Annotated in this window: 9 protein-coding genes; 4 read left to right on the forward strand and 5 right to left on the reverse strand. The window is 65.4% G+C overall.

The window, feature by feature from the left end; all coding sequences use genetic code 11:
• Window positions 1–68 precede the first annotated feature (68 nt).
• Window positions 69–2654 carry a bifunctional aconitate hydratase 2/2-methylisocitrate dehydratase gene (acnB, locus tag FHW83_RS24865; RefSeq protein WP_176649056.1) on the reverse strand — a complete coding sequence of 862 codons (2586 nt, stop codon included), beginning with the start codon at window positions 2652–2654 and terminating at the stop codon, window positions 69–71.
• A 209-nt stretch (window positions 2655–2863) separates the two neighbouring features.
• Here acnB and FHW83_RS24870 point away from each other — a divergent pair, with 209 nt between their 5' ends.
• The gene (locus tag FHW83_RS24870) at window positions 2864–3232 is read left to right on the forward strand and encodes a hypothetical protein (protein WP_176649057.1); all 369 of its coding nucleotides are present in this window, start codon (window positions 2864–2866) and stop codon (window positions 3230–3232) included.
• Here FHW83_RS24870 and FHW83_RS24875 read toward each other — a convergent pair.
• A complete protein-coding gene (locus tag FHW83_RS24875; protein ID WP_176649058.1) occupies window positions 3229–5424 on the reverse strand; it encodes a bifunctional diguanylate cyclase/phosphodiesterase in 2196 nt (731 codons plus the stop codon). The genes FHW83_RS24870 and FHW83_RS24875 overlap by 4 nt on opposite strands.
• A gap of 411 nt (window positions 5425–5835) precedes the next feature.
• Here FHW83_RS24875 and FHW83_RS24880 point away from each other — a divergent pair, with 411 nt between their 5' ends.
• Together FHW83_RS24880 and FHW83_RS24885 are read left to right on the forward strand one after the other, a co-directional pair.
• A complete protein-coding gene (locus FHW83_RS24880) occupies window positions 5836–7392 on the forward strand; it encodes a tryptophan halogenase family protein (RefSeq protein ID WP_229224348.1) in 1557 nt (518 codons plus the stop codon).
• A 155-nt stretch (window positions 7393–7547) separates the two neighbouring features.
• Window positions 7548–10607 (forward strand): TonB-dependent receptor, encoded by a 3060-nt coding sequence (locus tag FHW83_RS24885; RefSeq protein WP_176649059.1) that lies wholly within the window; start codon window positions 7548–7550, stop codon window positions 10605–10607.
• A gap of 57 nt (window positions 10608–10664) precedes the next feature.
• Here the strand turns inward: FHW83_RS24885 and FHW83_RS24890 are convergent, their stop codons facing one another.
• On the reverse strand, window positions 10665–13598 hold the full coding sequence (locus FHW83_RS24890; RefSeq protein WP_176649060.1) for a TonB-dependent receptor domain-containing protein: 2934 nt from the start codon (window positions 13596–13598) through the stop codon (window positions 10665–10667).
• A 174-nt stretch (window positions 13599–13772) separates the two neighbouring features.
• Complete coding sequence (locus tag FHW83_RS24895; protein WP_176649061.1) at window positions 13773–14366, reverse strand: PEP-CTERM sorting domain-containing protein; 594 nt, start codon at window positions 14364–14366, stop codon at window positions 13773–13775.
• Between the two features lie 240 nt (window positions 14367–14606).
• Here FHW83_RS24895 and FHW83_RS24900 point away from each other — a divergent pair, with 240 nt between their 5' ends.
• A complete protein-coding gene (locus FHW83_RS24900; protein WP_176649062.1) occupies window positions 14607–15062 on the forward strand; it encodes a nuclear transport factor 2 family protein in 456 nt (151 codons plus the stop codon).
• On the opposite strand, the gene FHW83_RS24905 is transcribed toward FHW83_RS24900, so the two are convergent.
• Window positions 15045–15296 carry a hypothetical protein gene (locus FHW83_RS24905; protein WP_176649063.1) on the reverse strand — a complete coding sequence of 84 codons (252 nt, stop codon included), beginning with the start codon at window positions 15294–15296 and terminating at the stop codon, window positions 15045–15047. The genes FHW83_RS24900 and FHW83_RS24905 overlap by 18 nt on opposite strands.
• Between the last annotated feature and the right edge of the window lie 57 nt (window positions 15297–15353).

The following is a 15353-nucleotide window of genomic DNA, read 5'->3' on the forward strand; positions in this document are numbered from 1 at the left end:
CGCGCGGCAAAGAAAAAGCCCCAATAAGTTGTCGCCAACTTATTGGGGCCTTGTTCAGCTAGCTAGTCTTAGACTTGAACCGAGTCCGCCACTGTGCGGAACTCTTCGATCTGGTCGAAGTTCATGTAGCGGTAGATGTCGGCGGCGTTCTTGTCGATCACGCCGATGTGCGACATGTACTCTTCCTTGGTCGGGATGCGGCCCAGCGCCGAGCACACCGCCGCCAGTTCGGCCGAACCCAGGTACACATTGGTTTCGATACCGAGACGGTTCGGGAAGTTACGGGTCGAGGTCGACATCACGGTGGCGCCCTTGCGGATCTGCGCCTGGTTGCCCATGCACAGCGAGCAGCCCGGCATTTCCATGCGCGCGCCGGTGCGGCCCAGCGTGCCGTAGTGGCCTTCGGCGGTCAGCTGCTGCGCGTCCATCTTGGTCGGCGGCGCGATCCACAGGCGCACCGGGATGTCCGACTTGCCTTCCAGGACTTTCGAGGCGGCGCGGAAGTGGCCGATGTTGGTCATGCACGAACCCACGAACACGTCGTCGATCTTGTCGCCCGCCACTTCGGCCAGGGTTTTCACGTCGTCCGGATCGTTCGGGCAGGCCACGATAGGCTCGTGGATGTCGGCCAGGTCGATCTCGATCACGGCGGCGTATTCGGCGTCGGCGTCCGGCGCCAGCAGCTGCGGGTTGGCCAGCCAGGCTTCCATCGCCTTGATGCGGCGTTCCAACGTGCGCTTGTCCTGATAGTTGTTGGCGATCATCCACTTCATCAGCGTGATGTTGGAGTTCATGTACTCGATGATCGGCGCCTTGTCCAGGTGCACGGTGCAGCCGGCGGCCGAACGTTCGGCCGAGGCGTCCGACAGTTCGAATGCTTGCTCGACCTTCAGGTCCGGCAAGCCTTCGATTTCCAGGATGCGGCCGGAGAAGATGTTCTTCTTGCCCTTCTTGTCCACGGTCAGCAGGCCGGCGCGGATGGCGTACAGCGGGATCGCGTTGACCAGGTCGCGCAGGGTCACGCCCGGTTGCATCTTGCCCTTGAAGCGCACCAGCACCGATTCAGGCATGTCCAGCGGCATCACGCCGGTGGCGGCGGCGAACGCCACCAGGCCGGAACCGGCTGGGAACGAGATGCCGATCGGGAAACGGGTGTGCGAGTCGCCGCCGGTGCCGACGGTGTCCGGCATCAGCAGGCGGTTCAGCCACGAGTGGATCACGCCGTCGCCCGGACGCAGGGCCACGCCGCCGCGGTTCTCGATGAAGGTCGGCAGTTCGCGGTGCATCTTCACGTCCACCACTTTCGGATACGCGGCGGTGTGGCAGAACGATTGCATCACCAGGTCGGCCGAGAAGCCCAGGCACGCCAGGTCCTTCAGCTCGTCGCGGGTCATCGGGCCGGTGGTGTCTTGGGAGCCCACGGTGGTCATCTTCGGTTCGCAGTAGGTGCCCGGGCGGATGCCCTTGCCTTCCGGCAGACCGCAGGCGCGGCCGACCATCTTCTGCGCCAGCGAGTAGCCCTTGCCGGTGTCGACCGGGTTTTGCGGCAGGCGGAACAGTTCCGACGCCGGCAGGCCCAGCGCTTCGCGCGCCTTGGCGGTCAGGCCGCGGCCGATGATCAGCGGAATGCGGCCGCCGGCGCGCACTTCGTCGAACAGCACCTCGGACTTGACCTTGAATTCAGCGATGACGGCGCCGTTTTTCAGGGCCTTGCCTTCGTATGGGCGCAGTTCGATGACGTCGCCCATCTCCATTTGCGACACGTCCAGCTCGATCGGCAGCGCGCCCGCGTCTTCCATGGTGTTGTAGAAGATCGGCGCGATCTTGGTGCCCAGGCAGACGCCGCCGAAACGCTTGTTCGGGATGAATGGAATGTCTTCGCCGGTGAACCACAGCACCGAGTTGGTGGCGGATTTACGCGAGGAACCGGTGCCGACCACGTCGCCGACGTAGGCCACCAGGTTGCCCTTGGCTTTCAGCGCCTCGATCTGCTTCAGCGGGCCGACCTTGCCAGGTTCCACCGGCTCGATGCCCGGGCGCGGATTCTTCAGCATGGCCAGCGCGTGCATCGGGATGTCCGGGCGGGTGGTGGCGTCCGGCGCCGGCGACAGGTCGTCGGTGTTGGTTTCGCCGGAGACCTTGAACACGGTCAGGGTCAGGCTGTGCGGCACTTCAGGACGCGAGGTGAACCACTCGGCCTCGGCCCACGATTGCAGCACGGCCTTGGCGCGGGCGTTGCCCTGGTCGGCCAGTTCCTTGACGTCGTGGAAGTAGTCGAACATCAGCAGGGTCTTCTTCAGGCCTTCGGCGGCCACGTCGCCCACCACGTCGTCCGCCAGCAGATCGATCATCGGCTTGATGTTGAAGCCGCCCAGCATGGTGCCCAGCAGCTTGGTCGCCAGTTCGCGCGAGATCAGCGGCGAGCTTTCGGCGCCCTTGGCCACGGCGGTCAGGAACGCCGCCTTGACCTTGGCGGCATCGTCCACGCCGGCGGGCACGCGGTTGGTGACCAGGTCGACCAGGAAGGCTTCTTCGCCGGCTGGCGGGTTCTTCAGGAGTTCAACCAGGTCGGTGGTCTGGGCCGCGGACAGCGGCAGCGGAGGAATACCGAGGGTTGCACGTTCGGCAACGTGGGCACGATAAGCAGCTAGCATGATAGTTCTCGTCAGGTTGATTGCAGGGCAGGCAATGATCGACCGCCTGTACTGGCCGCTATTGTACACCAACAACTCTTATATAAGACATATAATAGGAGACGGCGCGCACTTTTTAGCCACATGACACGCAGCCGCTTGAGACCGACCGTCATTCCGTATATCCTAGGACCTCGGGGCGATGGTTTATCTCAGCGGGAGTGCTCAAGATGACGGAAACATTGAAGCCTGATCAAGAGAACCACGCGCCGGAGCCCGCCGCGATCCCGTTCCGCACCCTGCTCTACCGTTTCATGTTCTTCGACTGGCTGTTCCGCGATGTCAGCGCGGCGCGCAACCGCTTCGAGCGCCACGCCGCGCTGCAGCACAACAAATACATGAGCCGCTACCTGCCGGTCTACCTGCGCCGCTGGAGCGTGCTGGCCACCTTCGACTTCGGCATGGGTTTCCTGTTCGAGCGCGGCCTGCAGGCCACCATGCTGTCGGCCTGCTTTTTCACCTGGTCGTGCATGACCGTGACCGGCATGGTGGTCATCCTGGTGGCATGGCTGCTGCTGAACTTCGGCCGCTTCTCCTAAGCGGGCTCCAGCAACCGCGCCAGCACCACCGGCCTGCCGGGCAGATAGCCCTGCACCTGGGTGCAGCCGAACTGGCGCAGGAAGTCCAGCTGGGCCGCGCTTTCCACACCTTCCGCGATCACCCGCAACTGCATGTTCAGGCCGAGGTCGATGATGGTGCGCACGATGGCGCAGTCGTCGCGGTCATGCGGCACGCCTTGCAGGAAGACGCGGTCGATCTTGATCGAGCTGATCGGCAGGGTCTTCAGCAGCGACAGCGAGGAGTAGCCCATGCCAAAATCGTCCAGGCTGATTTCAAAACCCAGCCGCACCAGCTCGCGCATGATGGGCAGCGTCTTGTCGATGCGGCGCATGATGACGCCCTCGGTCAGCTCCAGGCAGATGCGCGCGGGATCGACCCCGGCCGCGCTGACGATGGCCATCAGCTCGCGCGGCAAATCCTCGTCGAGGAATTCCGGCGCCGCCATGTTGACGTGCACCTGGATGTCCGGCATGCCGGCCGCCCGCAGGCGCGGCAGGTCGCGGCACACCTGCTCGATCACCCAGCGGCCGATGAACACGATCAGCCGGCTTTGCTCGGCCACCGGGATGAACTGGTCCGGCGGCACGATGGCGCCATCGGCCTTGCGCCAGCGGATCAGCGCCTCCAGCCCGACGACGCGGTCGCTTCGCAGGTCGCGGATCGGCTGGTACTCGAGGAAGAACTCGGCGCGCTGCAAGGCGTCCTGCAGGGCCGAAAGCATCAGCAGCTGCGCCGCCACCACGCGCTGCTGGGTGTCGCTCTCGCTGCAGAAGTAGCTCACCAGGTTGCGGCCGTTGCGCTTGCTCAGGTACATGGCGGCGTCGGCCGCGTGCAGCAGCTGGGCGGTGTCGGCGCCGTGCAGCGGGAACATGCTGACGCCGATGCTGGCCGAGACCGACAGATCATGGCCAAGGTAGTTGAAGCGCGCGCGCGCCGCCTCCAGCACGGCGGCGGCCAGCGCGTCGAGCGCCTGCTGCTCCCAGCCCGGCGGCGACATCAGCGCGAACTCGTCGCCGCCGAGGCGGGCCACGCGCGCGCCGGCCGGCGCCAGCTGCCGCAGGCGGCCGGCGAATTCGCACAACACCAGGTTGCCGGCCGCGTGGCCGAAACCGTCGTTGATCGGCTTGAACTGGTCGAGGTCGATGTACATCAGACCGAAGCGCTCGCCCTGCGCGCAAGCGGCGTCGAGCAGCGCGTGGAAGTGGGCGCGGTTGAACAGGCCGGTCATCTCATCGGTCTGCGCCAGCACGCGTACGCGCTCCTGCTGCGCCATGCGCTGCCCGGTCTGCGCGATCAGCGCGCTGATCGACTCGGCCAGCCCCGGCAGCTGGGCCTCGCGCTGACGCGGCGCGTCGCTGAAGAATTCCAGCACGCCCGCGCTGTGCAGGCGGCCGTCGCCGGCCACGTAGGTCACCGGGAAGAAGAAGCCCGACTGCAGGCCGCAGTGCCGCGCCGCCCGCACCCGCGCGCTGTCGCCGTGCTCGCCGCTGGCGTCCACCCACAGCGACTGCCCGCTGCCCCAGGCCTGGCCGACCGGCCCCTCGCCCGGCGCCACCCCCTGCGTGGCGGCGACGCCGCGCAACGGCGAGTAATCGCGGCCGGCGCCATGCCAGACGTGGCGGCAACGCAGCACCTCGGCCTCGCCGTGGCGTTCCGGCGCCCAGAACGCGCCCCACTCCCAGCCCAGCTCCTCGCACACCAGATGGATGATCTTGTAGACCGCCTCGTCCAGCGTGTCGGTGCCGATCAGGTACTGGGTCAGCGCGAAGTTGAAGCGCTCGCGCAGCGCGGCGCGCTTGATGCCGGTGATATCGGTCAGCATGCCGGTGGCCACCATGCGCTGCTCCGCCGCCACCGATTGCAGGCGCAGCCAGCGCACGCCGTGGGCGGGCTCGGCCAGGCGGAATTCGCAGCTGACCGAGGCGCCACGCGCGATAATCTCGAGCAAGGCCGCGTCCAGCGCCGGCCGGTCCTCCGGCACCACCCGTTCCATCCACGGCGTTCCGTCGCCGGGCGCCATGCCGAGCAGGCGCATCGCCATCTCCGACAGGCACAGGTGCGGGGCGCCGCGCACCATGGACCAACGCCCGAGCCCGGCAAGATTGTCGATCGGGTCGCGATAGGCGGCGGTGGCGCACTGCGGGCACAGGTTGCCCAGGTCGTTCTGCATTCACTGGTTCCGAATTAGGTCACAATCCGCGGCCTGCGCACCAAAACGAGGAATCGGGCCGCCCTCGCGCATGGCGATGCAGTATTCGTGCCAACAAATTAAATTCCCTTTAGGAAACAACTATGAAAGTAGGCGTTGTCTTGCCCAGCCCCGTCTTTTTTGTCAACCCTGTTTAGTAAATGAGGTTAAACAGCGACAGTTGCGTAACATTGATTTGTTCGCTGTTCGCATTAATGTTAACGTTCAACTACCGGCACTAAGTTGCCGGATATAAAAAAGGGAGACAACATTGAGTACGGTACAGAAGACGCCCATGGCCGTGGGCGCGGCCCCGCTTGTCTGGGGCTCGGACCAAAATGCAGCCGGCGTCCTTAGTTCGCAGAAATATGAAAACGTTGTCATGGTTGCTCGATGATGAACGCCAACGACACGGTTAACGGCGCGGTCCGCCGCATCGTCATCGTCGGCGGCGGCACCGCCGGCTGGATGACGGCGGCCCCGCTGGCCCAGCGCCTGGCGCGCCATCCCACCGAGCCTTGCGAAGTCATCCTGGTGGAATCGCCCGAGATCGGCACCATCGGCGTGGGCGAGGCCACCCTGCCCACCATCCGCGTCTACAACAAGGCGCTGGGCCTGGATGGCGCCGACTTTATCGCCAAGACCCAGGCCAGCTTCAAGCTGGGGATCGAATTCAAGGACTGGGGCCACGTCGGCAACCGTTTCTTCCACCAGTTCGGCGATTTCGGCCCGGCGCTGGCCGGCATCAGCGCGCACCATCACTGGCTGCGGCTGGCGCGGGCGTTCGACAAGATGCCGGACATCGAGCACTGGTCGCTGGCCTCGGTCATGGCCGGCCAGAACAAGTTCGTGCCGCCGAGCGAGCAAACGCCGGGTCTGACCGACGCCTACTCCTACGGTTTCCATTTCGACGCCAGCCTGTACGCCAGCTACCTGCGCGACTACGCCGTGGCGCGCGGCGCCCAGCGCATCGAAGGCATGATCGTCGAGGTCGAGCGGCATCCGGAGACCGGCTTCGTCACCGCCGTCAAGTTGCGCGACGGCCGCCGCGTCGAGGGCGACCTGTTCGTCGATTGCTCCGGCTTCCGCGGCCTGCTGATCGAGGGCGCGCTGCAGGCCGGCTACGAGGACTGGAGCGACTACCTGCCGTGCAACAGCGCGCTGGCCGTGCCCTGCGCCTCGGTGCCGCGGCTGACGCCCTATACCCGCTCCACCGCGCAGGAGGCCGGCTGGACCTGGCGCATTCCGCTGCAGCACCGCACCGGCAACGGCTATGTGTACAGCAACAATTTCACCACCGACGAGCAGGCGCGCCGCGTGCTGCTGGGCGCCATCGACGGCGCCGCGCTGGACGAGCCGCGCCAGATCCGCTTCGTCACCGGGCGGCGGCGCAAGTCCTGGATCAAGAACGTGGTGGCGATCGGCCTCTCGGCCGGCTTCGTCGAGCCGCTCGAATCGACCAGCATCAACCTGATCGAGACGGCGGTGGGCAAGCTGCTGGAACTGTTCCCCGACCGCGCCTGCAGCGCGACCCTGGCCGACGAGTTCAACCGCTACATGGGCATCCGCTACGAATCGGTGCGCGACTTCATCGTGCTGCACTACAAGCTGACCCGGCGCGACGACTCGGAATTCTGGCGCCACTGCGCCAGCCTGGCGATCCCGGACTCGCTGCGCCACCAGATCGAGCTGTTCCGCGAAACCGGGCGCGTGGCCATCCTCGATCGCGCCGGCTTCGCCGAACCGTCGTTCGTGGCCATGATGATGGGCCTGGGCGTGATGCCCAAGCGCTACGACCCGCTGGCCGACCGCGTCGACATGCGCGTGGTGCACGGCCACTTTGCCAGCCTGCGCGACATGATCGCGCAGACCACCGCGCGGATGCCCGATCACGGCGCCTATGTCGCGGGCCAGGCGGCGGCGGGAGCGTCATCCCGGGCGGCCGCCTGAGCACCACGCCGGACCATTGTTATCCCATTAAAAAAACTTACGGAGGCATAAACTTTCCAAGAGCACTTTTAAAACCCCGCCGCGGCTTTAGGACGCCGTGCCGGAACGTATGACTTGTTCGTATAAAAAAACCACCTGTACGGGGGAGAGACAAATTGAGTAAGTTACAGAAAACTGCGATCGCCGCCGCGGTCGCGCAGCTTGTTGTTTTGCACGCCAGCCCGGCATGGGCACAAACGGCCGACGCCGCCGCGCCATCGACCGTGGTGGTGGTGAGCGGCCAGCGCGCCGCGCTGCAATCGGCGCAGAAACTCAAACAGGATTCCGACGAGATCGTCGATTCGATCGTGGCCGAGGACATCGGCAAGTTGCCGGACCGCTCGGTCACCGAGGTGCTGCAGCGCGTCGCCGGCGTCACCATCGACCGCAACATGGCCGGCGACCCGAACCGCCAGTCGGTCGAGGGCTCGGGCGTGTCGGTGCGCGGCCTGACCTATGTGCGTTCCGAGGTCAACGGCCGCGACGCCTTCTCGGCCGGTGGCGGCCGCTCGCTCGGCTTCGCCGACGTGGCGCCCGAGCTGATGGCCGGCGTCGACGTCTACAAGAATCCGTCCGCCGAGCAGGTCGAAGGCGCGGTCGCCGCGCTGGTCAATCTGCGCACCGCCATGCCGTTCGACTACAAGGGCTTCAAGGGCACGATGAGCGTGTCGGAATCGTATTCCACCCTGCGCAAGGGCAAACCTTCGCCGACCGGCACCATCCTGCTGTCGAACCGCTGGACCACCGAGCTCGGCGAAATCGGCGCCCTGATCGACATCGCCCACGCCAAGAGCCCGAGCCGCTCGGACGGCGTCGGCGTCGACCCCTACTTCCCGCACGTGAACTCCACCGACCCGGCCAAGTACGACCGCTCCAAGACCCAGTGGATCCCGCTCGGCGTCGGCTACCGCTCGCAGGACTTCGACCGCACCCGCCGCGGCGACTACGCCGCCCTCCAGTGGCGTCCGAACCGCGACCTGACCGCCGCCCTGACCTACTTCAAGACCAAGTACAAGGAAGACCTGGACGAGCACGTCGTGGCCTCGTCCGAGGACAAGTGGTACCAGCAGGTGGCCAGCGCCAACGCGGTGTTCGACAGCAATGGCGCGTTCCAGAGCGGCACCATCTCGAACCCGACCTATGGCGGTTCGCCGTTCAACAGCTCGCAGCGCATCAACACCCGCGAATCCGGCACCCGCGACATCTCGCTGAACGTCCAGTGGCGCGCCACGCCGTCCCTGACCTGGACCAACGACTTCCAGCACGTGCGCTCGACCACCGAGGGCTTCGACGCCGACGTCTCGACCGGCTTCATCCTGCCGGACCAGACCATGAACATGACCGGCAGCGTGCCGCAGATCAGCCTCGGCTCGGCCGCCTACATGGCCGACCCGAAAAACTACTACTGGGCCTACACCCAGGAAGCGCTGGACCGCGCCCACGCCACCCAGAAGGCGTGGAAGTCCGACTTCAAGTACACCTTCGACGATCCGGTGCTGCGCGACGTCCGCTTCGGCGTGCGCTTCACCGACCGCGAGGGCGTGAACAACAAGGCCCAGAAATTCTACAACTGGCAGGGCATCACCTTCCCGTGGATGGAGGGCTGGCAGATCCCGCACGTGGCGCGCCTGAACGATCCGCGCTTCGCCGGCGGCGCCTCGCTGCAAACCATCGACAACTTCTTCGGCGGCAAATACAACCTGCCGCCGATGCTGTTCGCCAACGAGGCGACGGTGCGCGGCTTCCCCGAGGAATGGAGCAAGATCCACGCCTATCACGACGTGCTGTGCGCGGAGCAGTCGGCGGCCCAGGGCTGGGGCACCTGCGATCCGTGGAAGCCGGCCACCTTCAACGATCCGGCCGCCACCAACATACAGAAGGAGCGCACCAAGGCCGCGTACGCGCAGCTGCGCTTCGGCTGGGATGACCTCAAGTATCCGATCGACGGCAATATCGGCCTGCGCTACGTGAAGACCAACGGCTCGGGCAGTGGCTACGTCGCGTTCACGCCGCCGTCCACCCCGACCATCCCGGCCGGCGCCAACGCCACCGGCCAGGACAAGCTGATCAACATCGCCCCGTTCGCCGAGGCGCAGTCGTACAAGAATTCCTACGACAACTGGCTGCCTAGCCTGAACCTGCGCCTGAAGGCGCGCGAAGACCTGCAGTTCCGCTTCGCGGTGGCGCGCGGCATGTCGCGTCCGGACTTCAACCAGCTCCAGGTGCAGACCACGCTGAGCGCCCAGCACCTGCAGACCGTCACCAAGGACGCCGCCGGCAACACCGTGGGCGTGCGCTTCGACGGCACCAGCCTGACCGGCACCAGCGACGGCAACCCGCTGCTCAAGCCGACCATGTCGACCAACGTCGACCTGACCGCCGAGTGGTACTTCGCCAAGGCCGGTTCGCTGACCTTCTCGGCCTTCAACAAGGACCTCAAAGACATCATCATGACGCAGAACTATTCGTACACTGCGAAGGATGTCACCGGCAAGCCACAGACCTTCGTGGTCACCGGTCCGGTCAACGGCGCCAACGGCTATGCGCGCGGTTTCGAGATCGCCCACCAGCAGTACTACGAGTTCGTGCCTGACTGGCTGCGCGGCATCGGCACCCAGGCCAGCTGGACCTACGTGGACAGCGAGCGCACCCTGAAGAAACCGGTGTTCGAGGCATGGTGCTCGGGCAACGACGCCTCGTCCAACTTCAACCTGAGCATCAACGGCTGCGACACCGACGCGCGCGCGTTCGGCAAGACCCCGTTGCAGGGCCTGTCACGCAACACGATCAACTTCGCGGTGTTGTACGACAAGAACGGCCTGTCGATGCGCCTGGCCTACAACTGGCGCTCGCGCTACCTGCTGGGCGTGAACCAGTGGGGCAGCCGCGGCAACAACGGCCTGAACACGAATCCGGACTCCGGCCCTGGCCGCTTCCTGATTCCGACCACCAACAACGACCAGGCCTTCGGCCTGCCGTTGTACCAGGCGGCCTATGGCCAGGTCGACGCGTCGATCTTCTATGACTTCACGGACAAGTTCCGTGTCGGCCTGGAAGGCACCAACCTGACCAATACGTACACGCGCCAGATCATGGAGCAGCACGCGGGCAACTTCACCCGCCAGGTGTTCATGAGCGGCCCGCGCTACACCCTGTTGGCGCAGTACTCGTTCTAAGCCGCATCTCCCCCATCGCCGCCGTGGCCCGCACAGGCCACGGCGGTTTTTTTTTGCCTAGAAGTTCATGCGCACGCCGACGCGGTAGGTGCGGCCGACCGAGTCATACACGGCGGGGTTGAGCCCCAGGCTCAGGTTGGTCTGCGGCACCAGCACCGGCGCGCGGTCGGCCAGGTTGTCGATCTTGAAGTAGGCCGTGACCTGCTTGTTGACGTTGTAGTTGCCGCCAAAGTCGAAGTACACCGCGCCCGGCATGTGGTTGTCGTAAATGGTCGGATGCGCCGCCGTCGGCAGCGGGCAGTTGCTCTGGCACTCGATGTACTCGTTGTTGAACTTGCCGGCGCCGATCCAGCGTTCGCTCAGGTTCAGGCCGAGCTTGCCGCCCAGCAGGCCATCCCACGACTGCGACACCATGGCCTTCCACTTCGGCGTGGCGCCGGTCATCGCGCCCGCGCCCTCGATCGGCGTGGTGCCCGGCACGCCGGGATCGGAGATCGAATGGATCATGCGCGACGCCAGCCCGCGCAGGGTGACGCTGCCCGGCAGGCCGAAGTCGCCCATGTTCTTGCGGTAAGCCAGCTCAAAGTCGACGCCGCGCGTGTGCAGCGAGGCGAAGTTGAAGCTCTGCGCCAGCACATAGTTGGTGCCGGCGGGACCGTTGATCGACACCGCCGAGCACACTTGCTGGTTGCCGCCGTAGCACAGGTCGACTTCCTGCTGCGGATTCAGCGAGCTGATCACGTTCCGCACCTTGATGTCGTAGTAATCGACCGAGAAGTTGAAGTTGCGCGCCCAGCTCGGCTGGCTCAGCACCAGGCCGAACGAGTTGTTGCGAGCCTCTTCCGGCTTCAGCGACGGGTTGCCGACGTTGCGCTGCTGGATCTGGATCGACTGGCCCTGGTTGTTGTTGACCGCCTGGTTGGTCACCGTCATGGCCGCGAACAGCTCGGACAGATTCGGCGCGCGTACGTCCTTGGAGCTCACCGCGCGCAGGCGCAGGCCATCGATCGGGGTCTGCCAGGTGGCGCCCAGCTTCCAGGCGCGCGCCTTGCCGGCCGTGCTGTACTTCTCCTCGCGGTCGGCGATGTTCAGGTTGGCGTCGCCCCAGGTGGCCGACTTCAGGAACGGGATGTTGAACTCGACGTAGGCCTCTTTCACGTTGAACGCACCCTTGCCGTTGTGGTAATTACCCGCGAACCAGTTGTCGCCGGTGACCGACAAGGTCGGGTCGGCCGGATAGGCCGCGCTGTATGGCGATTCCAGCGCCACGCCGGCGCCGTACGGATCGCCATACACCGAGTAATCCTCGCGCCGCCACTCGGCGCCAAACGCCATCGAAATCGGACCGGCCCAGCCTTGCGCCACGTCGCCGTTGATGTTAGCGCTAACTACATTTTGCGTCGAATCGGTGTGCTGGCGCGGCCCGTTGGATGGCGCGATATAGTTCCAGCCAGCCATGTTGATCGGCACGTCGCCGAAGATATTAATCGGCTGGCAGCCGGCCGCGCGGGCGGCGGCGCTGCGGCAGACGATCTGGCCGTTGGCGTCCCTGACCGCGTCGATGGCGAAGTTGTAGCGCGGGTTGAGCGTGATGTCCTTGACGTCGATGATGGTCTTGTTCTCGCCATGCTCGGCGTAGGCGTCGTACGACCAATCCTTGCCGAACAGCTGGAACTTGCCGTTGGCGCCGACCACAAAGCGGCGCTGGGTGCGGGTCGGGTGCACATTGATGTTGGCCGGGAATTCGGCGTTGGCGGTGCCGACCGACATCACCCCGCTCGGGTAGCCGGACGCGCAGCCGGCCGCCACCGAGGCCGGCAGGTAAGCGTTGTCGCACTTGATGGACAGATTGCCCTGCTTGGCCGCGCCCGGATTCGGCGAGAACGCCGAGGTGACCTGCGCCCAGTTGCCGGTGACATAGATTTCATTGTCGGCGTCCAGGTCCCACGAGATGCGGCTGTACGCCACCTGGCGCTTGAAGTTCATCGCCAGATTGGTGCCGGCGCCCACGCTGCCGGAGCGGTCGCCGCCGATACAGAAGTTGCCGACGCAATCGGTGCCGTACTGGAATGGATATGGCGTGCCGCCCGGGCCGAAGGCCGTGCCTTTCAGCGGGCCGTTCGTGATCAGGCCGTATTTGGCGTACTGGATGTGCTGGGCGTTGCTGATCATGCGGTAGCGCGGCAGGCCGGCCGCCTGCATCTCCTTGGTCGATTCCTGCAGCGCCGGGTTGTTGTACCAGGTGCGGCCGCCCGCGCCCACCTGCCCGAAGCCCGGCGAATCGATGCCGTTCTGCTTGGTGAATTCGCCGCTGACGGTGACGTGCAGGCGGTCGTCGGCGAAGCCCTTGCCCCACGCGGCCTGCACGGTGCCGCTCTTGTCGTCGTGGTACTTGGTCATGCCGCCCGCGACATTGGCCTTGAAGCCGGTGAACTTCTTGTCGGTGATGAAGTTGACCACGCCGCCGATGGCGTCCGAGCCGTAGGACGCGGAGGCGCCGCCGGTGACCACGTCCACGCGCTTGACCAGCAGCTGCGGGAACTGGCTGACGTCGGTCACGCCGGTGACGTTGGCGCCCACCACGCGCTGGCCGTCGAGCAGGGTCAGCGTGCGCAGCGTCCCCAGGCCGCGCAGCGACAGCGACGACAGCCCCTGGATGCCGCTGGAGGTGCTGAAGGTGTTGGTGGTGCGGCCGGTGCTGCCCTGCAGCGCCGGCAGTTCGATCAGCGACTCGAAGATATTCGGCTTGGCCGCCTTGTCGAGGTCGGCCGACGACAGCGTGGTGGTCGGGGTCGGCTGGGTGAAGCCACGCGCGGCGATGCGCGAGCCGGACACGGTGACGGTTTTGACCGCCTCCTCCGGCTCGGCGGCGGCAGCGGTGGCGGCAGGCGCGTCGGCCTGCGCTTGCTGGGCGTGGCCCGGCAGCGCCAGCACGCCGCAGGCGCTGGCCACGGCAAGGTTGATGAGGGTGCGCTGAAGTGGTTGTTGCATGCTTGTCTCCTGTTTTTTTAGTAAAAACATCTGTGGTAGCGGTAACATTTTACGTTAGCGCTACCAATGTAGACCGGGCATTAGCAACATACCAATTACTTTTTTATCGCTACCGATATCCATTTCGATATCGGTAGCAGCCAGTCCCCACTGACGCGCGGACCGGCGCCGCCCTTAACGGCGGCGGCGCGCCATCGCGCCCAGGCACACCAGGCCGGCGAGCAGCATGCCGTAGGTTTGCGGTTCCGGCACCGACGAGATGATCTTCACCTGCTCCAGGAAGGCGCCGCGGTTGTCGCCGCCACGGTTGTGGAAGCTGAAGTTGTACAGGCCGCTGGTGCTCGGGGTGAAGCTCAGGGTCTTGGTGCTCAGCGGCGCCGACTGGCCGATCACGAAGGTTTGCTGGGTGGTGCCGAAGGTGACGTCGACGGTGTCCGAACCCCAGTTGCGCTGGTTGCCGGCGATCAGGAAGCTCATGGTGTAGGTCTGGCCGGCCTGCATGTTGAGGCTGTTGCTGAAGAGGCCAGCCTTGAGGGTGGAGCCGTCAAGGTCGATGTAGTGGCCGTTGCCCGGCAGCTCGTTGTGCACGAAGCCCTGGCCATCCACGTCCACCGTGCCGTTGCTGACGGTCCAGCCTTTGACGAAGCTGGTGGCGTTGTTGCGCGTGGCGTCGGCGTCAAAATTGTCAAAAAATACCGTCACCGCGGCCTGCGAGGACACGCTGGCGGCCAGCAAGGCGGCGCCAGCGAGGAATTTACGAGTCGACATAGGATCCCTTTGTTTAGTTTTTTCAAATTCGCAATTTTTATTGCATTTTGATACTAACAACGGCCGCCCGCGCCGCATATCGGCACATGCTGATCTCGGTGTAGGGATTTCCTGATAAGCGGGTCGGCACGGCCATGCCGCGCCGCCGCGTCGGAATTTCCTTACCTCATCTACAGCGTTTCCTGATGGCAGGCCAAGCGCTTCGACCGCATGATACGCACCACCATCACAAGGATACCCATGCGTCACCTGATGCTCGTACCGCTCACCTGCCTGTTGCTGGCAGCCAATGTCCGCGCCGCCGCGACGGAAACCTGCCGTCCCGCCTCCAGCGACGACATCGCCGGCCTGTTCGAGCGCTGGAGCCGGGCGCTGGCCAGCGGCCGGGTGGACGCGGTGCTGGCCAACTACGCGCCGCGCTCGGTGCTGCTGGCGCCCGCCACGGCGGACCCGCTGCTGTCGGCGCGCCAGAAACGCGCTTACTTCGCGCGCCTCCTGCGACGCCGGCCGGTGGTGCGCATCGACAGCCGCCATATCGACATCGATTGCGACACGGCGATCGATGCCGGCACCTACTCGTTCCGCTTCGCCGACGGCAGCCATCTCACGGCGGGCTACAGCTTCATCTACCAGCGCGTGCGGCAACGCTGGCGCATTGTCAGCCACCGCTACTCGGAACTACCCGGCCGCGATTGAGATGGCCGGGTAGCGCCGGCTCAGCTCGGCCAGCTTCGCACGGCATTCCTCCATGGTCGCCGCCAACACGGCGTCGATCTCCACCGCGCCCCGCCGCTCGCGTTCGCCCAGGCGCCCTAACACGTACTCGTACGTGCGCGCCGAGTCCTCGAACAGCAGGCGCAAACGCAACTGCAGATCGGCGGGAGGCGCCTCCAGGCGCTTCGCCAGTATTTCATCCAGTAAGTGCAACACTGAACGCAATCCCGCCATGTATTGCTGGTAGAACGCTGCTTCCCTCATTTCATGTCC

Source organism: Duganella sp. SG902 (assembly GCF_013376005.1).
Taxonomy (GTDB): Bacteria; Pseudomonadota; Gammaproteobacteria; order Burkholderiales; family Burkholderiaceae_D; genus Rugamonas.